This is a genomic window from Vibrio sp. CyArs1, from assembly GCF_022432925.1.
GTDB classification, from domain to species: Bacteria; Pseudomonadota; Gammaproteobacteria; order Enterobacterales; family Vibrionaceae; genus Vibrio; species Vibrio mediterranei.
The window spans coordinates 249,462-271,072 of record NZ_JAKRBO010000006.1 but is presented as its reverse complement, the minus strand read 5'-3'; the positions used below and the strand labels follow the sequence as shown (position 1 = coordinate 271,072).

The following is a 21,611-nucleotide window of genomic DNA, read 5'->3' as shown; positions in this document are numbered from 1 at the left end:
GAATCAAGTAAAAAAACGACCTTATTAGGTCGTTTTTTTTGATCCATGGATGGTCAGCTAGAGTATATAATCCGTTTAGAAATCAAATAACAACTAAAAGGAAGTCTATGAGCGGTTCGCTAAAAACAGGAGTTTTGCTGGTTAACTTAGGTACGCCTGATGAACCTACAGCAAAAGGAGTGAAAGCGTTCTTACAAGAATTCTTGCATGATCACCGCGTTGTGGATATGAATCGTTGGCTTTGGTGCCCTATTTTGCACGGCGTCATCTTGCCTATTCGTTCGCCTAAAGTCGCTAAACTGTATCAATCAGTATGGATGGAGCAGGGCTCACCCTTGATGGTGTACTCCCGTCAACAAGCCGACAAACTGGCGCAAGCTCTAAATATGCCGGTTGAACTCGGTATGAGCTACGGCAATCCTTCTCTTAAAGATGGGCTCTCAAGATTACTAGACCAAGGGGTTGATAAGGTCGTGGTACTGCCACTTTATCCTCAGTACTCAGGGACGACGACTGCGGCTGCATTTGATGGTATTGCCAAGGCTTGTAAATCTATCTCAACGCTTCCTAGCATTTCATTGGTACGCGACTATCATGACAACGCCAGATATATCAAAGCGCTAGCCAATTCGGTGCGAGCGCATTGGGAGCAGCACGGGCGCGCGGATTACTTGTTGTGCTCATATCATGGCATTCCAAAACGCTACGCTGATAACGGTGACGTCTATCCTCTGCATTGTGAAGCGACGACGAAGCTTCTGGGTGAAGAGTTAGGCCTAGATTCGTCGCAAATAGGAATGAGCTATCAGTCCATTTTTGGTCGTGAGGAATGGTTACAACCGTATACGGAACAGACGTTAAAGCAAATGCCAGATAAAGGCATTAAATCGCTGGATATTATCACACCGGCATTCTCGGTGGATTGTTTAGAAACACTGGAAGAAATCGCGGTGGAGGCGAAAGAAACCTTCATCGAAGCGGGTGGCGAAAGTTATCGTTATATTTGCTGTCTTAACGATTCGCAGGAACACATCGACATGATGGTTGAATTGGTTCAGTCTGCTTAATGGCTTGTCTTAATTAAAAAAGGGTCAGACATTCAATGTCTGACCCTTTTTAGTTATTAAGCTTATTCGTTTATTAAGCGAGTTGTGCTTGTTGCTCTTCTACTTCTTGAGCCTTGCTAATGCCGTTAGACTCGGCACCGTGCATCCATTTTACTAAGGTACTTGAGAACACGAGTAAAATAACACCACAAATGACGGCCGTTGCGGCAATGCCGCCAAAGATAGCCATTGCACCTAGTTCACCAACGTGTGAACCAATAAGGCCAGCCACATAGTTTGCAATCGCATTGAAACCAAACCATGCACCCATCATAAGTGATGCGAGGCGAAGCGGTGCTAATTTCGTTACAAGTGATAGACCGATCGGAGATAGGCAAAGCTCACCTAGTGTGTGGAAGAAGAACGCACCCACTAACCAAAGCATAGAGGTTTTAACTGCAGTGTCGCCGCCTTGCTCCATCACCGCACCAACCATACAAAGGAAGCCAAGTGCTAGGAAGAATAGTGCTAGAGCAAATTTAACTGGAGAGTTAGGTTCACGTTTACCAAGTTTCACCCAAACTGCCGCTAAAACAGGAGCAAGAGTAATAATGAAGAACGGGTTTAGCGATTGGAACCAAGCTGCTGGTACTTCAAAGTCACCAATCATACGGTCTGTATATTGCTGCGTGTAGATGTTCATCAGGCCACCGGCTTGTTCAAAACCAGCCCAGAAAACGATAACAAATAGACCCATGATAAGGATAACTTTAAGGCGATCGATCTCTTCTTTAGTTAATGGCGCCTTTGTTTTTGAGTTGTTCAGTGCTTTTGCACGAGCAGCCGCAGGCACGTTACCGATTTCACCTAACCAAGATTTCGCCATAGTAAGCTGCATGATTAAGCTGAGCACCATACCGATACCAGCAACCACAAAACCTGCTGACCAACCGAATGAATCGGTTGCTGAACCCACAACGATACCCGCTAGTAATGCACCTAAGTTGATACCCATATAGAAGATAGTGAAGGCACCATCACGACGGTTGTCGCCTTCTTCGTAAAGGTCACCAACCATGGTTGAAATGTTTGGCTTAAACATACCGTTACCAGCGATAAGAAGTGCCAAACCACCATAAAATAAGTGCGCATTAGGCTCGCCTGATGCCGCAGCAGCCAGAGTGAATTGACCCGCTGCCATCAATACACCACCAATGATGATAGATTTTCGTTGACCTAGGAAGTTATCGGCAATGTAACCACCGATAAGCGGAGTGATGTAAACAAGTCCAGTATAGATACCATAGAGATCTAGAGCATCTTTAGTGGACCAGCCCATACCGCCATTCATAGTAGCATCAGTTAAGAACAGAACTAGGATGGCACGCATTGCGTAATAGGAAAAACGTTCCCATAGTTCGGTACCGAACAATAGAAACAGGCCTCGTGGGTGGCCTAGGATGTTGTGCTGTGCTGTCATAAGTTTTACTAATTTTAGTTATCAAAGAATATAATGTGCCAACTTGTATACATGACCAAATTAATAACTGCAATAGCATTAATTAATAGATATTGTGAATAAAATGTTTAACACAATGAAATGTAAGTAAATTTTTCAGGAATGGTACGAGAAAAATGTGCTGCAAACTAACATTTCATTTTTTGTTAACTCGCAATTATTAGGAATATTCCTCTTTACTATTCGATTCATTAATTGAACTTTAGAGAAAGACCGCAAATTTAGTGATACGATGTAGGTAATTAGAAACATTATGCAGTGAAAATGAAACGTTGGTATTTGCTTTATTGTAAGCGCGGAGAACAAGCTCGCGCGAAAATGCATCTCGAAAATCAAGGCTTAGAGTGCTACTACCCAGAGATCTCGGTAGAAAAAATATTGCGTGGCAAACGACAGAATGTGAAAGAGCCGCTCTTTCCATCCTATGTATTCGTGAAGTTTGATTATGAGGTAGGACCTTCTTTCACTACCGTTCGCTCGACACGAGGTGTGGTTGATTTCATTCGTTTTGGTGCTCAACCAAAAGAGATCAATGGTGATCTGATTTTTGAATTAAGATCGATGGTTCATTGTGATGAGCCAGATTGCGCTGACCTTCCTGACAAAGGGGAATGCGTGAGAGTGATTGGTGGTCAGTTTGCGGGCATTGAAGCCATTTTCCAAGAGGCTGACGGTGAGGCGCGTTCTATTATGTTAGTCAATTTGATTAACAAACAAGTCCCAGTAAGTATCGACAATAAAGATTTGGATATATAAAAAGAGCCTCAGCATTATGCTGAGGCTCTTTTTTGAACATCGTGATATTGCTACCGACTAGTTATTGCTGTGTAGCTCGCTGTTTAACTCAACCGCAGTCTTATTAGTTAGACATTCGATTTGACCAGTCACAGAGTTGCGACGGAATAGTAAGTCTGGCTTACCTGCAAGGTCACGTGCTTTGACGATTTCTACTTCTTGACCAGAAGCATCAAGCATACGTACTTTAGAACCCGCAGTAACATACAGGCCAGACTCAACAGTACAGCGATCACCAAGCGGGAATCCGAGACCCGCATTTGCGCCCAGTAGTGAGTTCTCACCAATAGACACTACAACCGTGCCGCCGCCTGACAGTGTGCCCATGATAGATGCACCACCACCAATATCAGAGCCGTTACCAACAACAACGCCAGCAGAAATTCGGCCTTCAACCATGCTAACGCCTGTCGTGCCTGCGTTAAAGTTGATGAAACCTTCATGCATAACCGTTGTACCTTCACCAACATGTGCGCCAAGACGTACACGAGAAGTGTCGGCGATACGAACGCCAGTTGGAACTACGTAGTCCACCATTTTAGGGAACTTATCGACGCAATCAACCGTTAGCGTTTCGCCTGCAAGGCGAGCTTCGATTTGGCGGTCAGCCAGCTCTGGAAGGTCGATAGCACCTTGGTTAGTCCACGCGATGTTATGAAGTAGACCAAAGATGCCGTCTAGCACTGTACCGTGTGGTTGAACCAAGCGGTTAGAAATCAGTTGTAGCTTCAAGAAGCCCTCTGCGACAGATTGTGGCTTCTCGTCAGTGGCAAGAATAACGATAACTAATGGTTGAGAAGAGTTTGCTGCTTTTTCTGCGAAGGATGCATTTTGTACATCGTCGTTTGATGCGAATGCTGTCGCTAATGCAGCGCTTTGCTCTGTAGTTACTTCAATCGCTTGGTTACCGTCTGTGTAACCTGCTACTTCAGCAATGGCTGAGACCAGTGCGTCACTTGGATTTAGACGTGGGTGTGGGAAAAACGCTTCGATGATTTTACCGTCGCGGTTTTTGGTTGCGCTGCCGAAAGCAATTGAATATGCTGCCATGACTCTCGTTCTCCATGTATAGAATTGTCCAAAAGTCGCGCCAAACTGCAGCGACTTGGTGTAATTTGTTGGCAATCATCTTATAGAGTGACAGGATGTGATGAAAGGGCAAAAATGGCAAAAGTCTGTAAAACGATACCCTTTGTCTTTTTAGCGATAGTTTTGTCTAATAAGAAATAGTCGATACTAGAGACAAAAAAACCAGCAGGTCCTGATTGGCCGTTGCTGGTTTATTGATGAGAACGGGAATACTAAGGTAAGCGATTTATGCTGCAGCCTCGCTATCATCCTCTTCCACAGGCTCAACCACTTTTGGTTTCTTTGGTGTCGGTTTGCGTTTAGCACCCAGAGCATAAAGCACTTCTTCTTTACGTTGAGCAAGGAAAAGGGATAGCTCTTCCTGTTTTGCTTCATCTTCAATGAGCTCACTTTCGCCTAGCAGTGAGAATAACTCGTCTGCCATATCCAACATTTTGTCATAAGCGTCAGCTTCAGCTTTAGAGGTAAAAGTCATCTTTTCTTCTCCGTTGCGTTCCACCACGTACTTGACGATTACAGCCATGGTCAATCCTCTAATATGTTAATTTTGAAACGTGTAATACTGTCTGTTTATACAGATGCGAGATCCGCTTGTCCAGTCGGCGGGTCAAAAGTGAGAACTGATTGCCTATTTCCTATTCATGCAAGACTAGGCTTTATCCCACACCTGACAAAAATCGATAAAGTTCTTAAGCAGCGGGCTCTGATATTTCTCTTTATGAACTAATACCCAGAACCGTCGCTTCATATCCAGCGCAACGGGAAGTTGTTTGATACGACCGTCATTAATCGCTGTTTGTGCGGCAAGTTTAGATAAACATGCGAGACCTAATCCCGCCGATACGCAGTTAATGATCGCTTCTGTGGTATTCAGCTCGAATGCTTCGTGCCATACCTCTATTCTTGGTGCAACCGTTCTTAAGAAAAACTCTCTTGTGCCGGAACCTGGTTCTCTCAATATCCAATCGCTGTTTTCAAGCAAGGACAAATCATTCATATCACTAGTTGCTAGAGGGTGATTGACCGAGGAGACGATACACATTTCATCTTCACTAAACTGAGTGCTATTAAGTTCGGGATGCAGCGTTTTACCTTCAACCAAGCCAATATCTAACTCATAATCGATGAGCTTTTGGCAGATCAACGCGGTATTGGAAATAAACAACTGTTGCGCTTTATGTTGGTGTTGCTGGCGAAAATCACTCAATAAAAACGGCGCTAATTGATTACCAACGGTATCACTGGCGCCAATGCGTAGTTGCCCGCGATAACTTTGCTCATCGCTAAATAGAGATTCTATGTCGCGACTTCGACTAAGCAGTTCATCGGCGAGAGGGAGTAACTTCTGACCCTCTTGATTGATCACTAAACGGTTATTTACCCGATCAAAAAGAGCATGGCCGATTTGCTTTTCTAGTTCACTTAACGACATACTCACCGCCGCTTTTGAGAGAAACAGTGTTTCCGACGCAGCAGTGAGAGTTTGATGCTGAGTGACGGCTACGAAGACTTTAAGTTGCTTAAGCGAGATATGTGGGGTCATGTTTAGTTAATCTGAACGTTAGTTGAGTTTTAATAGATATACCTAAACATAAGGCAGAGTTAGAATAAGCGCAACACATTAATTGAGGCAGCTAATAATGATTGCGACCGTGAAAAAAGCACACTACAGAGTTAAAGGCGCACCTACACCAATGGCAGGATTGGCTTTAGGTATCGCGAGTCTTGGCTGGTGTTGGGAAAATGCACTGGAACTGCATCATGGCGCACAGTGGATGGGCGCGGCCATCGCGAGTGTATTACTTGTGATTTTGGCTTACAAATTTTTATTTCATAACCACCTATTAAGAGAAGACCTAGCACACCCTGTTGTGGGCAGTGTTGTTCCTACGTTTGCAATGGCCACTATGGTGGTCTCTCACTCAGTTGGTCAGTTTTTACCAAGACTCGGTGATGGTATCTGGCTAGTTGCTGTAGGCTTACATATCGTGTTCCTAGCAAGCTTTGTTTATCACCGCAGTCGTGATTTCGAATTACACCATATGGTGCCAAGCTGGTTTGTACCACCTGTTGGTATTGTGGTTGCGGATGTGGCGTTCTCTGGTAATCCAAATCTGCAATGGGTAGCAAATGGTGCTTTGTACTTTGGTCTAGGTGTGTACGCAGTGATGCTTCCTACCATGATTTATCGTTTGATTTTCACTCACGAAATTCCAGACGCAGCTAAACCAACATTAGCGATTATGGCAGCGCCAGCGAGTCTCTCACTTGCCGGTTACCTAACCGTGGCAGCAGAGCCTTCACCAGTGATACTTGCACTGCTATTCGGTATTGCAGTACTGATGACGATGATTATCTATTTAGCGTTCATTAAATTGCTTCGTTTACCATTTAGCCCAGGCTATGCAGCATTTACTTTCCCAATGGTTATAGGTGCAACAGCCTTGTACAAATTGGTAGCTTGGATGGGCGCTCACGGAATATCAGAGAGTGCGATTCAGCAAGTTCGAGTGCTAGCCAATATTGAGTTAATTGTGGCAACGATTGTTGTAAGCTACGTAGCGGTACGTTACTTAATGGCTTATCTACCTAAACCTTCACATCAAACAGCGTAGGACTTCAAGTAAATATTAGAACTGAAGTTAATGTGTTAATCTTGAGTGAGGACAATTAGTTAAAGGCGCGCGGCAACGTGTTCACCGTTTATCACTCAAATCAAATCGATGTATTGAAATCTCTACTGGTGCAATTAATCAAGATTGACCCACTAGATAATCCATTCGAAAAAGAACAGATTCTTGTGCAAAGCCCAGGTATGTCACAATGGCTGAAAATGGCGCTGGCACAAGAATTTGGCATTGCTGCCAATATCGACTTTCCACTTCCCGCGACGTTTATTTGGGATCGATTTGTTCAAGTGTTGGATGAGGTGCCCAAGCGCAGTGCATTCAATAAAGAAGCGATGACATGGAAAATCATGCATCTGTTACCGCTTCATCTCAATGACCCAGACTTTGCTCCGCTCGCTCAGTACCTTTCCGATGATGCCGATGCCTCGAAACGCTATCAATTGGCTGAAAAAATCGCCGATATCTATGACGGCTACTTGGTTTATCGACCAGAGTGGATAGCGGCATGGGAAGCGGGGGAACCTGTCGTTGAACTGGAAGATCAGCAGCCTTGGCAACCTAAACTATGGCAGGCGTTGTATGATCATACGGTAGCGTTAGGTCAGTCACCTTACCACCGTGCTAACCTCTATGAACACTTTATTGATGCCTTAACACACAATGTGGATGTGAAATCGCATGGTCTAGATAGGCTGCCCAAGCGCTTATTTGTTTTCGGCATTTCTTCTTTGCCCCCGAGATACTTGGACGGCCTTAAGGCGCTCGGGCAGCATATTGATGTGCATCTGATGTTCACCAACCCTTGTCGTTATTACTGGGGTGAAGTGCGTGACAGAAAATATCTGTCCAAGCTTGCCGCCAATAAGCGCAAGCATTTACAACAAATTGTCGATGTGGCGCATTCTGGCGATATGTCGATGGTGGAGCAGCTTAAAGGCTCCATCGAGCAAAATATCGAAGATGAACTGCATATCTCTGAAGTTGGCAACAGCTTACTGGCATCTATGGGTAAGCTAGGTAGAGATAATCTCTATCTCCTCTCACAGCTAGAGTCAAACGAGATAGAAGCATTTGTTGATATACAGCGAACTACGCTGTTGGAAAATATCCAAGCGGATATTTTGAACTTAGAAGAACACCAAGATGATCAGCTATTGCTAAGTTCTCAACATAAGCCAACCATTTTGCCTCAAGATCATTCACTATCTTTACACGTTTGCCACAGTCCAATGCGTGAAGTGGAAGTGTTGCATGATAACTTGCTAGCGATGTTTGATCGTAACCCCGATCTCAAGCCGCGTGATGTGATTGTCATGGTAGCCGATATCAACGCCTATAGCCCTGCGATTCAGGCGGTATTTGGTAATGCTTCCGGTGAGCGCTACATTCCATTTTCGATCTCGGACCGAACGGCAGACAAAGAAAGCCCTTTATTGAATGCTTTTAACCTATTATTGCAGTTACCTGAGTTGCGTTGTTCCAGTAGTGAGTTACTTGAATTGCTTGAGGTACCTGCTATTTTGCAGCGATTCAATATCAGTGACAGTGAATTTGCTACATTAAAACTTTGGGTCGAAGAGGCTCAGATACGTTGGGGTTTGGATAACCACACTGCCAGTGAGTTCGACTTACCTGAATTTGAGCAAAACTCATGGATGTTCGGTATTTCTCGAATGCTGGCCGGGTATGCTATTAGTGAACAAGCTGGCTTGTTTGAGTTTGAGCATGGCACCATTGCGCCTTATGAGCAGACTCAAGGTATGCAAGCCGAAAGTGCAGGCAAACTGGCACAGTTTATCGATACCATTACCAAGTATCGTGGATTGCTTGCCAAATCCGCACCAATAGATACATGGCAAACCAACATAAATGCCTTGTTGGATGATTTCTTTGATGTTGATCTAGAAGGTGAAGTGGTTGTAAAAGCGATTCGTGACACGTTTTCTGGTCTCAAAGAACAGCTTCAAGATGCTTGCTATAGCGAACCACTTGCACCTCGCATTGTACGCCAATATTTTATCGATAAGCTATCGGGATCACGAGTCAGTCAGCGCTTCCTTGCTGGGCAAGTCAACTTCTGTACCTTAATGCCAATGCGCTCGATACCATTTAAAGCTGTGTGTTTGCTTGGTATGAATGACGGTGTTTACCCGAGAAGTGTTCCACCTGAAAGTTTTGACTTAATGACAGGTCGCACCAAACCGGGAGATCGCTCTCGTCGAGATGATGACCGCTATCTATTTTTGGAAGCCTTATTATCGGCACAGCAACAGCTTTATATTAGCTACGTTGGGCGCTCTATTCAGGACAACACTGAGCGAGTACCTTCGGTATTAGTATCAGAGCTGGTGGAATATTGTGAGCAAAACTACTGCTTGCAAGGAGATAGTGAGTTAAGCGTGGATGAGTCTGGAGCCAAACTTCGCAACAGTTTGGTTCAGGAATACGCGATGGTGCCGTTTAGTGCTTCTCATTTTAAGTCCGCACACAGCTATCAAAGTTATGCCTCCGAGTGGCTACCCGCTGCTTTGCAGCAGCTAAGTAATGTGAGGTTTGACGGTTCAGAGCCATTTACGCTTGAGCCTATTGAACGTGCCGTCGGCAGTGTTGTTGAGCTGGAACTTACCGAGTTGCAGCGTTTTTGGCGGTTGCCCGTTCAATATCTATTCAACCGCAGGCTTGAAGTCAGTTTTGATTCACAGCAGTTTACAACCGAAGACGATGAACCCTTTGCGCTTAATGGATTAGAGAGCTTTGTATTGCGAAAAGAGCTACTTGATTTCTTTACTAAATCAGAAGACGGCACTGACTTAATAACGGCATTTAAATCCGAACAGAAGGCGCAAGGCTATCTACCTATCAATCACTTCGGTGATTTGGAATTTGCATCGAACGTGGCGCAAACCGAAGAACTCGCTAAGGCCGTGAGACCGCTGTCGAATAAAGCACTGGACGATACCGAAATAAACCTGCAATTAACCTTGGGTTCGATCACCATTAAATTACAAGGTTGGGTCACGGGTATTTATGCCTCAGGCTTGCTTAGATACCGTAGTGGGCGTTTGCGTTCTAGTGACTATTTAAGTGTGTGGATTGACCATCTAGCACTGACCCTCGCAGGTCAACCAGCAGCGACCCATATGCTGGCCTACGACAAAAAAGAAGGGGTAGTACATCGTGTCTATCCTCAACTTGATAGTGTTCAAGCAGAACAGTATATGAAGCAATTACTTGAGTTGTTTCTTGGTGGTTTGGATAAACCTCTAGCCTATTTCCCTGAATCGGCATTAGCAGGTATCGAGGCAAACTATAGTCGAGGCAGCTGGACTCCGAACGATGAAAAGATGTTGAGTAAAATGGAAGCTCGATTTATCGGTGGTTATATGCAAACGGGAGAACGCGAGAATCCTTATATTTCTAGAGTCTGGCCTGAATGGAGTGAAGTGCTTGCCAATGATCTCAAGTTAGTCTCGCAGCTCGTGCTAGAAGCCCCAAGAACCCTAAGTATGAATGCTGAAGAGTACTATTCTCAAGAATAGGGGAAGTTTCGTGAATTTGGGAAGGCTGCGTGAGCAAGAAAGGGGGCGGCCGCCAGTATTTTTATAGTGTGTAGGGAGATTGCTGTGCGGCCAAGTAGGTCAGAGGGACCAGTTTCTAGGGCGCATAGTAGTGGGAGCAGATAATGAATTCCGTGAATGCGATCGCACCCTGTATAAATGATAGTTTCATCTTATTGATAGAATTAAAGAATTAAGCGTTGGATCACACAGTTGAGTTTAAACACCATGTCACAGAGCCATGAACCAATAGCGTTAGACACCATGCAGTTTCCATTGCACGGTGCAAGATTAATAGAAGCGTCAGCGGGTACTGGTAAAACATTTACCATTGCGGGCCTTTATTTGCGCCTACTTCTCGGTCATGGCAGCGACCAAAGTCGTCATAAACAGCCACTAACTGTTGACCAGATCTTAGTCGTAACGTTTACTGAAGCGGCAACGGCTGAGCTTAGAGATCGTATTCGCGCTCGAATTCATCAGGCTAGAATTGCTTTTGCGCGCGGTGATAGTGACGACCCGGTCATTAAACCTCTTCTAGATGACATCACAGATCATCGCTTTGCGGTAGATACTTTGCTTCAGGCAGAACGTCAAATGGACGAAGCGGCGGTGTACACCATCCACGGTTTTTGCCAAAGAATGCTGACACAAAATGCGTTTGAGTCTGGATCTCGATTTAATAATGAATTCATCACCGACGAAAGCCGACTAAAAGCTCAAGTGGTCGCAGATTTTTGGCGCAGTCAGTTTTATCCTCTGGGGTTGGAGCTTGCAAGTGAAGTCCGAAAGCTATGGGCGACGCCAAATGATCTACTCCAAGTCATTACCAGTTACCTGACAGGTCCGGCGCTGTCGCTAACAAATGTCGATGCTTGCAGTGATATTACCCAGCTTCATGCACAGAATTTACAGCGAATCCGAACCCTTAAATCGGAATGGCAAGCGGTCGCTGACGACATTGTTGGATGTGTGAGTCAATCGGATGTAAACAAACGCAGTTACACTAAAAAGTCACTGCCGACTTGGGTTGAGGCGATTACTGATTGGTCTAAACAAGAAACATTGGACTACTACCTACCAACGCAATTAGAAAAATTTGCTCAAAACGTTCTTACAGAAAAAACGCCAAAAGGCGACGCGCCAACGATGACGATCTTTACTGAGATTGAAGCCTTCTTAGCACAGCCACCTGAGCTCAAAACCTCGTTGTTGGCATTGGCTATTCAGCATTGTCGTCAGCGATTGGCTCTAGCTAAGGAACAAAAGCAATGGCTCTCATTTGATGATTTGCTGACCCATTTGTCGGCGGCTTTGGACAGCGAATCTGGTGACAGTCTGGCGGAAAAAATCCGAACACAATTTCCGGTTGCGATGATCGATGAGTTCCAAGATACGGATCCGCTTCAGTATCAGATATTTAGTCATGTGTACTTAAGTCACGCCGACTGTGGTTGGTTTATGATTGGTGACCCGAAACAGGCGATCTATGGATTTCGTGGCGCTGATATCTTTACTTATATACAAGCTCGAAACCAGGTACAAGACCACTATACGTTAGGTACGAATTGGCGTTCCAGCGAGAGCATGGTCACTGGCGTTAATGCACTGTTTAAACAGGCAGATTCGGCTTTTCTTTACGATGATGATATTCCGTTTCATGCTGTCAATGCTAGCCCTAAAGCGAGTAAAATGCAGTGGCAGTTTAACGGTGAACATCAAGCGGCAATGCAGTTTTGGCTCCAAGACGCGGAATCCCCCGTTGCTAAGAGTGAGTATGTACCAACGATGGCAGCTGCCACCGCTCAGCACATCAAACAGGTATTAACCCAGTCCCAAACCGGTAAAGCAGCGCTGATTAATGGTGACAACAACGAAGCGATTGAAGCGGGCAATATCGCAGTGTTGGTGAGAACTGGTAGTGAAGGTCAGTTGATTAAACAGGCCTTGGCTGAGCGCGGTATCGCTAGTGTTTATCTTTCCAACCGTGATAGCGTTTTTACCAGCGAAATAGCTGATGACTTACTGCGTTTGATGCTGGCAGTTTGGCATCAAGACGATGAAAGAATGCTAAAAAGTGCGTTAGCCTCCCAGCTATTTGCTCTGCCTGCCGTTCAACTGGACAGCCTCAATAATGATGAAAACCTCTGGGAACAAGTGGTTGCTGAATTTCGTGACTATCGCCAACAGTGGATATCGCGCGGTATTTTACCAATGCTGCGTTCAGTATTGTTTAAGCGAGAAATCTCCAACCGATTGTTGTCTACTGATGGTGGTGAGCGATTACTTACCGACTATCTCCACTTGGGCGAACTGCTGCAAGCAGCAAGACAAGATATGGAGAGCGACAGTGCATTACTACGTTGGTTGGGGCAAGCGATAGAGGATGCCAAGCAAGGATTAGGCTCTAGTGATGAGCATATTCAGCGTTTAGAGTCAGAGCGTAATCTCGTTCAGATTATCACTATTCATAAGTCAAAGGGTTTGGAATACGACTTGGTTTATTTGCCGTTTGTGGTGAGTTATCGAGAAGCGATGGAAGCCAAGTATTATGATGCCGAAAGCCAATCATCGGTACTCGATCTACGTCAATCATCAGCCTCTATGGCACAAGCCGATAAAGAGCGGCTTGCCGAAGATTTGCGCCTCATCTATGTGGCATTAACTCGTGCAGTTTATGGTTGTTTTATCGGGATGGCGCCACTGAGAAATGGCCGCTCAACCAAGGAGCCAACTGGAGTTCATCACAGCGCAATAGGGCATCTAATCCAAAATGGTCAAGAAATGGGAGTGAGCGAGTTAAGTTCTGCGCTCAATCAGCTTGCCAATGCTTCTCAAGCTATCGCTATTACAGAGGTACCAGAACTTGATGAGGAGCGTTATCAAGAGTTGGCGCAACCGACCGAAGAGCTCGTCGCTAAAGCTCAATCAATGGCCATTGATCGTGACTGGCGAATCACCAGTTATTCAGCTCTTGTAAAACAGAGCCATCATAGCAACGATAGTGAGGTGTTTATTGAAGCATCTGGACTTGATATCGATTCATCCGAAGAGCACGAAGTCGACTTGTTATTGGAACCAGAAAAAACCATTTTTCATTTTCCTAAAGGGGCGCGTCCCGGCACGTTTTTACATACCGTGTTTGAAGAAATCGAATTTACCGAGCCCGCGACATCACTACAAAATAGCGAGGTTATTCGACAGCTTCTCGAGCGAGAGCAATACGATGCAGAATGGTTACCGGTGATTCAGCAACTTGTCGATCAGGTCATGAATACGGCGTTAGATGGTGAAGCGCTGTACTTAAGGGATAAGGACTCTACGCAACGTTTGGTGGAAATGGAGTTTCTGTTGCCGATTGAAGTGCTTGATGCGGTGTCATTAAACCGTGTTATACAACGCTACGATGCGTTATCCGCTAAGGCGAACGAACTGGGCTTTTACACCGTTAAAGGCATGCTTAAAGGTTTTATTGACTTAGTGTTCGAACATCAAGGTAAGTACTATGTGCTCGACTGGAAATCTAACCATTTAGGTGATGAAGCAGAGCGTTATCAAAAACATCAACTCGATAACGCTATGGTTGATCATCGCTATGATCTCCAGTACCAAATTTATGCACTAGCGCTGCATCGGTTCTTGAAAACCCGTATCTCTGATTACGATTATGACCAGCATTTTGGCGGCGTGTTTTATCTCTTTTTACGTGGTGTTAGGCCCGACTCTGACTCCGGTATTTTTAGTGCTAGGCCCGACAAAGCCATGATAGAAGCATTAGATGGGCTTATTTCAGGAGAGTCTTTGCAATTAGATGAGACAAATGAGCAAATGGGGTTAGGATTCTGATGGCAATGGTATTAAAAAACTTCTCCGAATGGGTCACGTATCTAGCGGAAAAAAATGTCTTGAGACCGCTGGATTTTCAGTTTGCGAAGTTTATCTCTTCCATTGAGCAACAGCATCGAGATCCGTTGATGTGGTTAGCTGCGGTTACAAGCTACCAATTAGGTCAAGGGCATATTTGCGTCAACCTTGATGCAGATGAGCAAGTCTCTCTGCCGATGCCAAGCTTGATCGGTTTGTACGGTGAAGCTGCTGAGTCGCTAGAGTGCATGGTGACTCAAGTCGATTGGCAAAAGGTAATGACGGAGGCGTCTACGGTTACCTGTTTGTCTCCAAACGACATTATGACATCGGCGGTCACGCCATTGGTTTGGCAGCAAAATAGATTATATCTACAGCGTTATTACTACTTTGAACAGACGATCGCTACTCGCCTCCATGCCATGGCTGAACCGATTTCCATTGGGAGAGATGCGCTGCAAAGCGTCGCAAAGATGTTAGATCGCCTATTCACGCGTGAGTACCACTATCTTTATTCCGCTTTGTCTGCTCTACCCGCAGAGCAGAATAATCAGGTTATGCGCCAGCAAGTTATCTGCGATTTTCTCGATGTGGTTAAGCCGGAATCTATCGATTGGCAATATGTTGACGATATAGTCACGCAAGCGACAAACGTAAAAGCACTTCAAGGTTTGGATGATGCTATTCCATTATCTCTGTGTTTAAACTGGCAAAAAGTGGCAGCCGCAGTTGCGCTTACACGTCGCTTCGCTGTGATATCAGGCGGACCTGGTACTGGCAAAACTACGACGGTAACTAAGTTGTTAGCTGCGATGGTACATCAGGCGAATCAAGCCGGTGAATCACCTTCAATTAAGCTGGTGGCGCCAACGGGGAAGGCGGCAGCTCGTTTGACGGAATCCATAGGTAAAGCGGTAGACTCGTTAACTGTGGAGCCAGAAATTAAGCAGCAAATTCCAACGGAGTCGAGCACGCTACATCGCTTACTCGGTGCAATCCCCGGTCGCGTTGAGTTTCGACATAACAACGCTAACCCATTGCATTTAGATGTGTTGGTTCTCGATGAAGCGTCTATGGTGGATCTGCCGATGATGCATCGTCTATTGGATGCGTTACCGGCGCATGCTCGACTTATTCTTCTTGGAGACAAAGACCAGCTAGCCTCAGTGGAAGCCGGAGCAGTGTTGTCGGACATTTGTGACTTTGCTCAGTTTGGTTACAGCAGTCAGCAAAATGATTTGATTCAAGCGTTAACACAGTTTGATTGCCGATTAGCTGGCAAAGTGGAATCCTCAAAATCCGCCTCTGCATTGGTTGATAGTTTGTGCGTGCTACAAAAAAGTTATCGTTTTGATGCAAGGTCTGGCATAGGTCAACTGGCTAAGCAAGTTAACTCGGCAAATAGCTACGGTTTTGATCAGGTCTGGAACAAAACATTTGATGATATTGAATGGCTAGCCTTAAGTGCGGATAGCTATCAACAGTTAGTTGATAAGCTAGTACGTACTTACAAAGATTACCTGACGCTATTGGTGCGCGCCAATCCGCAAGGAGAAGAACTGCAAAGTGCTGAAACGTTGTCATATTGGCAGCAGCGTTTGGCGAGAGAGGTGCTCTCCAGTTTTGCCCAAAGCCGGTTGTTGTGTGCGGTTCGTGAAGGCGATTTTGGAGTTTCAGGGCTTAATCAGCGAATCGAAAAACGTCTAAAGCAACGCGGGCTAATTTCTCGCGGTGACGAGGCGTGGTATATCGGCCGTCCTGTGATGGTGACGAGAAATGCTCATGGTCTTGGCTTATTTAACGGTGATATAGGCATTTGTATGTGGGACCATTGCGCTGAGACACCAAGGCTGAAAGTATTTTTTGAATTGCCTGATGGTAGTATTAAGTCTGTGCTGCCGAGCCGTATGCCTGAGCATGAGACAGCTTATGCGATGACGATTCATAAGTCTCAAGGCAGTGAGTTTTCTCATACGTTTATGATTTTACCAGCCGACTTCTCGCCCTTGTTGACTAAAGAGCTTATCTATACTGGCATTACCCGAGCGAAAAAACAGTTCACCTTGGTGGCTGATCAACGAGTCGTGAATCGAGGTATTCGCCATAAAACTTTACGACATAGTGGTTTAGCGAAGCGGTTAGCGAACTAAAGCGTGAGAATAGAATGAGGGGATACAGTGAGTGGTTTTCCACCATCCATGGCGGTAGATGCCCAAAGCCTTTAGTTAAAGACTTCTGAATACGTGATTTGGTTGATTCGATACTGTTGTTGGTAAATCTTCATTAGAGATTTTACCTTGTCAGTTACCGGAAACACGCAATGGACATTGTGTCCTTCTAAGAACTGGTTTTCAGCCATATCCCAGAAGCTCTGAATGGAATTGCAAATAACTGTACGCATAGATGTCACTCTTAAAGTTGTCGTGGCACACCTAGCTATCCTTGCATTCCCCAAAAAGCGCTATGTATTTGGGAGTCCCATCACAAAAATGCCTGTGATTTGAGCGAATTTTAGACAGTAATCTTTGAGAAGTAAAATAATTTGTGAATTTTATTGATAGCAATCGATTTCATAAAATCGACGGCTATCGAGCTATTATTAAACTGCTACAGACAATATCTTTGATTTGCGCTGTAGGTTGTACAAATCTTGTTTTGCCATTGGCAAGGACTCTACACCGATCTCTAAGAATCCTTGTTCTCTAAACCAGTGCAAGCTATGAGTGGTTAGCACAAAAATCTGCTCTATCCCTTTCATCTTTGATTGTTGTTTCATGTGATTGAGTAATAACACGCCACGGTTGCCATCACGATAATCGGGATGAATAGCGACACAGGCCATTTCCGCCATCTTTTCATGTAGATATGGATAAAGTGCCGCACAGCCAATGATCAACCCATCTTTTTCTATGATGGTAAACTGATGGATTTCCTGCTCAAGTTGCTCGCGCGAACGACGAACTAAAATACCTTTTTCTTCAAGCGGGCGAATCAAATCAAAAATACCGCCAATATCATCAATATCTGCCTGTCGAACTTGTTCGGCACTGGCCATGACTATCTGCGTTCCGATACCGTCAAGAGAGAATAGCTCTTGTATCAATGCGCCATCAATTTTATAGCTGATAAGGTGACAACGAGGAACGCCCGCGCGACAAGCCGACTGAGCGCCACGTAAAAAACGTAGCGTACCGCTGCTTTCACCCTCGTTAACGCGTTCTTTATCCTCGAACTGCTCAATAAGTTGATTGACCTCGGCAGGGAATAGTTCTGCAATAGCATTTCCATTTTCATCCAACACGCCTTGCTCGGAACAAAAACCAATTAATTTATCGGCATTTAATTTTATTGCGACTTGGGTCGCCACTTCTTCTGAGAGAAGGTTAAAAGTTTCGCCTGTGACAGAGCCGGCAACCGGGCCAAGAAGTACAATAGAACCTTGATCGAGTACTTGGTTGATTCCTTGGATATCGATACGACGGACTCGTCCACTGTGGCAGTAGTCGATGCCATTATCGACTCCAAGAGGTTGCGCGATAACGAAGTTGCCACTGATGACGTTAAGTTGATTGCCTGCCATAGGAGTATTATTAAGGCTCATAGACAGGCGAGCGGTGATGTCGAGTTGCAATCTTCCCGTCGCTTGCATCACGTAATCGAGACATTTTTCCGTCGTAACACGTGTTCCCTTGTGGTAAGGACAATGGCAATCATTTTGCTCCAGTAATTGGTTTATCTGTGGTCTCGCGCCGTGGACGAGAACCAGTTTGACACCGAGACTGTGCAGTAAGGCAATGTCGCTGACGATATTGGTGAAGTTTTTATCGGAAAATGCTTCGCCACCTAACATAATGACCATGGTCTTGTTACGGTGTGCATTAACATAAGGTGTGGACTGCCTAAATCCTTTTACTAAGGCGGTACTACGAATCTTCACGCGGCTTACTCTTGGTTTATTTATGTTGAAATAATGACTTTTTATTCAGTTTTGCGCAAGGTTTAATTTGCGCAGTTTAGGTGATGAGTTGCATGATTGGATTTGCAGTGACAATATGTCGCTGTCGATAAATGGTAAGGCTTGGTATGAGTAGCGGTAAGCAAAGCGGTGTAGTCGGAATCAAAGCAATACCGGCAGCTAGACTAAAAACCAATAAGTGGTTGGAACGAACCTTAATCGTGCTGGCGTTAGTCGGTAGCTTAGCAGTATTGGGATTATATCAAGACTTGTATGATCGTTATCAATCTCATGCGAATCCAAAACAGGCCGTGTACGGTGTTTGGTACGAAAGAGATGCGGCTCCTTTTGCTAGAGATTCCTTCGAGCTTACTCCTGATAAAGTGGTTATCGATAACCGAGTAGTTGCGACAGACTTTGAGCTTACTCGTGATGAATTGTCATTCTATGTTGGTCCTACCTTGTATCGTTATCACATTCTTAATGAAGCTAAAACGGAATTGAGGCAATTATCACCGACTCATTACAATCCCATCTTTGTTTTGTCAGGAAAACACAAAAACAACCTACTATAACGTTCGGTTTTATTGCGCTTTTTTAAAGAGTTTGCCATCCTGAATGCACCACAAATAAGGGATGACTAACTTGATCAAACGTATTCTGCCTCTCGCCTCTGTATTGCTCGTATTTGGCTGCGCACAAACTGACCGCGCTCAGCAATATCAAGATGGCGAATTTACCAAACTGCTTAACAAGACCGAAGTTATCGAGTCGAACCAACCTAGAAACTTCAACTCTTTTGCAAGTCAGGCAGATGAAGTGATTAAGAAATCGCCGTCGATGGCTAAAATCTATCAGCCTTTGTATGAGCAACTAGAGGCGTGGGCGATCCAAAGTGGCGATCCAGCGCAACTGGCAAATTTTGGTGTGCAAGCGGCCCAATTAGGTGGCGGCGATAACAAAGGTAATGTGTTATTTACAGGCTATTTTTCGCCAGTGATGGAACTGCGTCACAAGCCAGATGAAACCTTCCGCTATCCGGTCTATGCCTTACCAGATTGTTCGCAAGACTGCCCAACTCGAGCTGAAATCTACGGTGGTGCGCTTAATGGTCAAGGTTTAGAACTTGGCTATGCAAGCAACTTGATTGATCCATTCATTATGGAAGTGCAGGGTAGTGGCTTTGTTCATTTTGAAGATGATGACACGCTCGAATATTTCGCCTACGCCGGCAAAAACAACAAGGCATACGTGAGTATCGGACGTGTGCTTATTGAACGCGGTGAAGTACCAAAAGAAAAGATGTCGCTTAAAGCCATCAAAGATTGGGTGATGCAGCAAGATGAGCAGACCGTGCAAGAGCTACTAGAGCAAAATACCTCGTATGTGTTCTTCCAGCCTCAAGATGCCGCACCGGTGACGGGTACGGCTGGCATTCCATTATTGCCAATGGCGTCGGTAGCGGGTGATCGCTCAGCATTTCCAATGGGAACACCAATCCTCGCAGAAGTACCGCTGTTGAATGCGGATGGTACGTGGAGCGGTGCCCATGAATTACGTCTATTGATTGTGCTTGATACCGGTGGGGCGGTAAAAGGAAACCACTTCGACCTATATCATGGGATGGGTGATTTTGCAGGTACACAGGCTGGTCACTATAAGCACTTTGGTCGAGTTTGGAAGCTTGGCCTAGAAAACTCGGCGACAGAGAGTCCATGGGCATTGCCACCTGAGAAAAAGTAACATTGAGAAAATAGTAAGAGCGTGTTTCGTACATAGTTGACCTTTTTACTAAGAGTGCGTATAAATCGCACTCTTTCTTTTTTCTCCGAGACAAGTTAGGTAACCCATGCGAGAACTTAACCAACCAGCTTCTGATAGCTACAATCAAAGATTTGGCGGCACGCGCAGACTATACGGCAACAGTGAGGTCGAGATCTTACGTGCGGCGCATATTTGTGTGGTAGGAATTGGTGGTGTGGGTTCATGGGCGGTTGAAGCGCTTGCAAGAACTGGCGTGGGTGAGCTGACTCTTATCGATATGGATGACGTTTGTGTGACCAACATTAACCGCCAAATCCATGCGATGTCAGGTACTGTTGGTCAGAGCAAAATTGAAGTTATGGCTGAGCGGGTAAAATTGATTAACCCCGAATGCAAAGTTAATTTGATTGATGACTTTATTACAGCAGACAATGTCTCGGAATACATCAGTAAAGACTTTGACTATGTACTGGATGCCATTGACAGCATTAAACCTAAGGCAGCGCTATTGGCCTACTGTCGTAGCAACAAAATCAAAGTGGTGACCACTGGTGGAGCTGGTGGACAGACCGATCCAACACAAATTATGGTGGCGGATCTGACAAAAACGATTCAAGACCCGTTAGCTAAGAAACTCAAAGACACTTTGCGTCGTCATCACAACTTTAGTAAGAACCCTGCACGTAAGTTTGGCATTGACTGCGTATTTTCTACGGAGCAGCTTAAATACCCTCAAGCTGATGGTTCTGTCTGTGGAGTGAAGTCCACGGCGGAAGGGCCAAAACGTATGGATTGTGCAAGTGGTTTTGGCGCGGCTACGGTAGTGACAGCGACATTTGGCTTTGTTGCGGTGTCTCGTATCGTTGAGAAGCTTATTCAGAAATACGCGCAGAAATAGAGGCAGCTTATGTCATCAGATAACAACAACCCATTTGGATTGGAAATCAACGCACAAGATGTTGTTGACGCCATGGCTCAATTGAAAGGTTGGGAAGACCGCTATCGACAGGTTATTCAGTGGGGTAAGAAGTTGCCAGTATTGGATGAATCTCTCAAGCAGGATCAGGTTCTAGTTGCTGGCTGCGAAAGCTCAGTATGGTTAGTACTGACACAGCAAGAAGGCAAATGGCAGATTCAGGCAGATTCTGATGCGCGAATCGTTCGTGGCTTGATCGCTATCGTTTTGGCAGCTTTCAATGGTAAAACATCGGAGCAAATATTGGCGTTCGACTTGGATGAGTATTTCGCACAGTTAAACCTCATCAATCATCTTAGTCCATCTCGCGGTAATGGCTTGAAAGCCATTGTTGATGTCATTAAGTCTAAAGCGTCAGAGTAATTGATTATAAATAAGGTCGACTCACATTCGTTAGTCGACCTTATTATTGAAGC

16 protein-coding genes are annotated in these 21,611 nt (G+C 45.0%); 10 read left to right on the top strand and 6 right to left on the bottom strand.

What is annotated here, in order from left to right; translation table 11 throughout:
- The first annotated feature begins 107 nt into the window (after positions 1 to 107).
- Entirely contained in the window at positions 108 to 1,067 is a 960-nt protein-coding gene (gene hemH, locus MMA19_RS18700; protein ID WP_240206942.1) for a ferrochelatase, read from the top strand.
- A gap of 73 nt (positions 1,068 to 1,140) precedes the next feature.
- On the opposite strand, the gene MMA19_RS18695 is transcribed toward hemH, so the two are convergent.
- The gene (locus tag MMA19_RS18695) at positions 1,141 to 2,526 is read right to left on the bottom strand and encodes a peptide MFS transporter (protein ID WP_006071085.1); all 1,386 of its coding nucleotides are present in this window, start codon (positions 2,524 to 2,526) and stop codon (positions 1,141 to 1,143) included.
- Between the two features lie 303 nt (positions 2,527 to 2,829).
- Here MMA19_RS18695 and rfaH point away from each other — a divergent pair, with 303 nt between their 5' ends.
- Positions 2,830 to 3,321, top strand: coding sequence for a transcription/translation regulatory transformer protein RfaH (rfaH, locus tag MMA19_RS18690; protein ID WP_006071087.1), 492 nt, complete (start codon positions 2,830 to 2,832; stop codon positions 3,319 to 3,321).
- 57 nt (positions 3,322 to 3,378) lie between these two features.
- Here rfaH and dapD read toward each other — a convergent pair whose 3' ends face one another.
- The 3 genes from dapD to MMA19_RS18675 form a co-directional block, all read right to left on the bottom strand.
- A complete protein-coding gene (gene dapD / locus MMA19_RS18685) occupies positions 3,379 to 4,410 on the bottom strand; it encodes a 2,3,4,5-tetrahydropyridine-2,6-dicarboxylate N-succinyltransferase (RefSeq protein WP_240206940.1) in 1,032 nt (343 codons plus the stop codon).
- Between the two features lie 265 nt (positions 4,411 to 4,675).
- On the bottom strand, positions 4,676 to 4,972 hold the full coding sequence (locus tag MMA19_RS18680; RefSeq protein ID WP_006071091.1) for a YebG family protein: 297 nt from the start codon (positions 4,970 to 4,972) through the stop codon (positions 4,676 to 4,678).
- A gap of 126 nt (positions 4,973 to 5,098) precedes the next feature.
- Positions 5,099 to 5,992, bottom strand: a complete 894-nt coding sequence (locus MMA19_RS18675; RefSeq protein ID WP_006071093.1) for a LysR family transcriptional regulator — start codon at positions 5,990 to 5,992, stop codon at positions 5,099 to 5,101.
- A gap of 97 nt (positions 5,993 to 6,089) precedes the next feature.
- On the opposite strand from MMA19_RS18675, the gene MMA19_RS18670 reads away from it, so the two are divergent.
- The 4 genes from MMA19_RS18670 to recD all read left to right on the top strand — a co-directional run bounded on the left by MMA19_RS18670 (position 6,090) and on the right by recD (position 16,650).
- A complete protein-coding gene (locus MMA19_RS18670) occupies positions 6,090 to 7,064 on the top strand; it encodes a TDT family transporter (protein WP_006071095.1) in 975 nt (324 codons plus the stop codon).
- A 77-nt stretch (positions 7,065 to 7,141) separates the two neighbouring features.
- Positions 7,142 to 10,618, top strand: a complete 3,477-nt coding sequence (gene recC, locus MMA19_RS18665; protein WP_240206938.1) for an exodeoxyribonuclease V subunit gamma — start codon at positions 7,142 to 7,144, stop codon at positions 10,616 to 10,618.
- Positions 10,619 to 10,864: 246 nt separating this feature from the next.
- The gene (recB, locus tag MMA19_RS18660) at positions 10,865 to 14,482 is read left to right on the top strand and encodes an exodeoxyribonuclease V subunit beta (protein WP_240206996.1); all 3,618 of its coding nucleotides are present in this window, start codon (positions 10,865 to 10,867) and stop codon (positions 14,480 to 14,482) included.
- Complete coding sequence (gene recD, locus MMA19_RS18655) at positions 14,482 to 16,650, top strand: exodeoxyribonuclease V subunit alpha (RefSeq protein WP_240206936.1); 2,169 nt, start codon at positions 14,482 to 14,484, stop codon at positions 16,648 to 16,650. The genes recB and recD overlap by 1 nt, the downstream gene beginning before the upstream one ends.
- Positions 16,651 to 16,721: 71 nt before the next feature.
- Here recD and MMA19_RS18650 read toward each other — a convergent pair whose 3' ends face one another.
- Together MMA19_RS18650 and argA are read right to left on the bottom strand one after the other, a co-directional pair.
- Positions 16,722 to 16,901, bottom strand: a complete 180-nt coding sequence (locus MMA19_RS18650; protein ID WP_006071100.1) for a hypothetical protein — start codon at positions 16,899 to 16,901, stop codon at positions 16,722 to 16,724.
- 198 nt (positions 16,902 to 17,099) lie between these two features.
- Positions 17,100 to 18,437: an amino-acid N-acetyltransferase gene (gene argA, locus MMA19_RS18645; protein WP_038222242.1), complete on the bottom strand. Its 1,338-nt coding sequence runs from the start codon at positions 18,435 to 18,437 to the stop codon at positions 17,100 to 17,102.
- A 146-nt stretch (positions 18,438 to 18,583) separates the two neighbouring features.
- On the opposite strand from argA, the gene MMA19_RS18640 reads away from it, so the two are divergent.
- The 4 genes from MMA19_RS18640 to csdE all read left to right on the top strand — a co-directional run bounded on the left by MMA19_RS18640 (position 18,584) and on the right by csdE (position 21,558).
- Positions 18,584 to 19,030: a DUF2850 domain-containing protein gene (locus tag MMA19_RS18640; RefSeq protein ID WP_240206934.1), complete on the top strand. Its 447-nt coding sequence runs from the start codon at positions 18,584 to 18,586 to the stop codon at positions 19,028 to 19,030.
- A gap of 70 nt (positions 19,031 to 19,100) precedes the next feature.
- Complete coding sequence (gene mltA / locus MMA19_RS18635; protein ID WP_038222258.1) at positions 19,101 to 20,198, top strand: murein transglycosylase A; 1,098 nt, start codon at positions 19,101 to 19,103, stop codon at positions 20,196 to 20,198.
- Between the two features lie 106 nt (positions 20,199 to 20,304).
- On the top strand, positions 20,305 to 21,117 hold the full coding sequence (gene tcdA, locus MMA19_RS18630) for a tRNA cyclic N6-threonylcarbamoyladenosine(37) synthase TcdA (RefSeq protein WP_006071107.1): 813 nt from the start codon (positions 20,305 to 20,307) through the stop codon (positions 21,115 to 21,117).
- A 9-nt stretch (positions 21,118 to 21,126) separates the two neighbouring features.
- Complete coding sequence (gene csdE, locus MMA19_RS18625; RefSeq protein ID WP_031494092.1) at positions 21,127 to 21,558, top strand: cysteine desulfurase sulfur acceptor subunit CsdE; 432 nt, start codon at positions 21,127 to 21,129, stop codon at positions 21,556 to 21,558.
- The last annotated feature ends 53 nt before the right edge of the window (positions 21,559 to 21,611 follow it).

What these genes read in the sequence shown, in the direction of transcription:
- hemH (WP_240206942.1), top strand. Translation starts at nt 108, where the DNA reads ATGAGCGGTTCGCTAAAAACAGGAGTTTTGCTGGTTAACTTAGGTACG.
- MMA19_RS18695 (WP_006071085.1), bottom strand. Translation starts at nt 2,526, where the DNA reads ATGACAGCACAGCACAACATCCTAGGCCACCCACGAGGCCTGTTTCTA.
- rfaH (WP_006071087.1), top strand. Translation starts at nt 2,830, where the DNA reads ATGAAACGTTGGTATTTGCTTTATTGTAAGCGCGGAGAACAAGCTCGC.
- dapD (WP_240206940.1), bottom strand. Translation starts at nt 4,410, where the DNA reads ATGGCAGCATATTCAATTGCTTTCGGCAGCGCAACCAAAAACCGCGAC.
- MMA19_RS18680 (WP_006071091.1), bottom strand. Translation starts at nt 4,972, where the DNA reads ATGGCTGTAATCGTCAAGTACGTGGTGGAACGCAACGGAGAAGAAAAG.
- MMA19_RS18675 (WP_006071093.1), bottom strand. Translation starts at nt 5,992, where the DNA reads ATGACCCCACATATCTCGCTTAAGCAACTTAAAGTCTTCGTAGCCGTC.
- MMA19_RS18670 (WP_006071095.1), top strand. Translation starts at nt 6,090, where the DNA reads ATGATTGCGACCGTGAAAAAAGCACACTACAGAGTTAAAGGCGCACCT.
- recB (WP_240206996.1), top strand. Translation starts at nt 10,865, where the DNA reads ATGTCACAGAGCCATGAACCAATAGCGTTAGACACCATGCAGTTTCCA.
- recD (WP_240206936.1), top strand. Translation starts at nt 14,482, where the DNA reads ATGGCAATGGTATTAAAAAACTTCTCCGAATGGGTCACGTATCTAGCG.
- MMA19_RS18650 (WP_006071100.1), bottom strand. Translation starts at nt 16,901, where the DNA reads ATGCGTACAGTTATTTGCAATTCCATTCAGAGCTTCTGGGATATGGCT.
- MMA19_RS18640 (WP_240206934.1), top strand. Translation starts at nt 18,584, where the DNA reads ATGAGTAGCGGTAAGCAAAGCGGTGTAGTCGGAATCAAAGCAATACCG.
- tcdA (WP_006071107.1), top strand. Translation starts at nt 20,305, where the DNA reads ATGCGAGAACTTAACCAACCAGCTTCTGATAGCTACAATCAAAGATTT.
- csdE (WP_031494092.1), top strand. Translation starts at nt 21,127, where the DNA reads ATGTCATCAGATAACAACAACCCATTTGGATTGGAAATCAACGCACAA.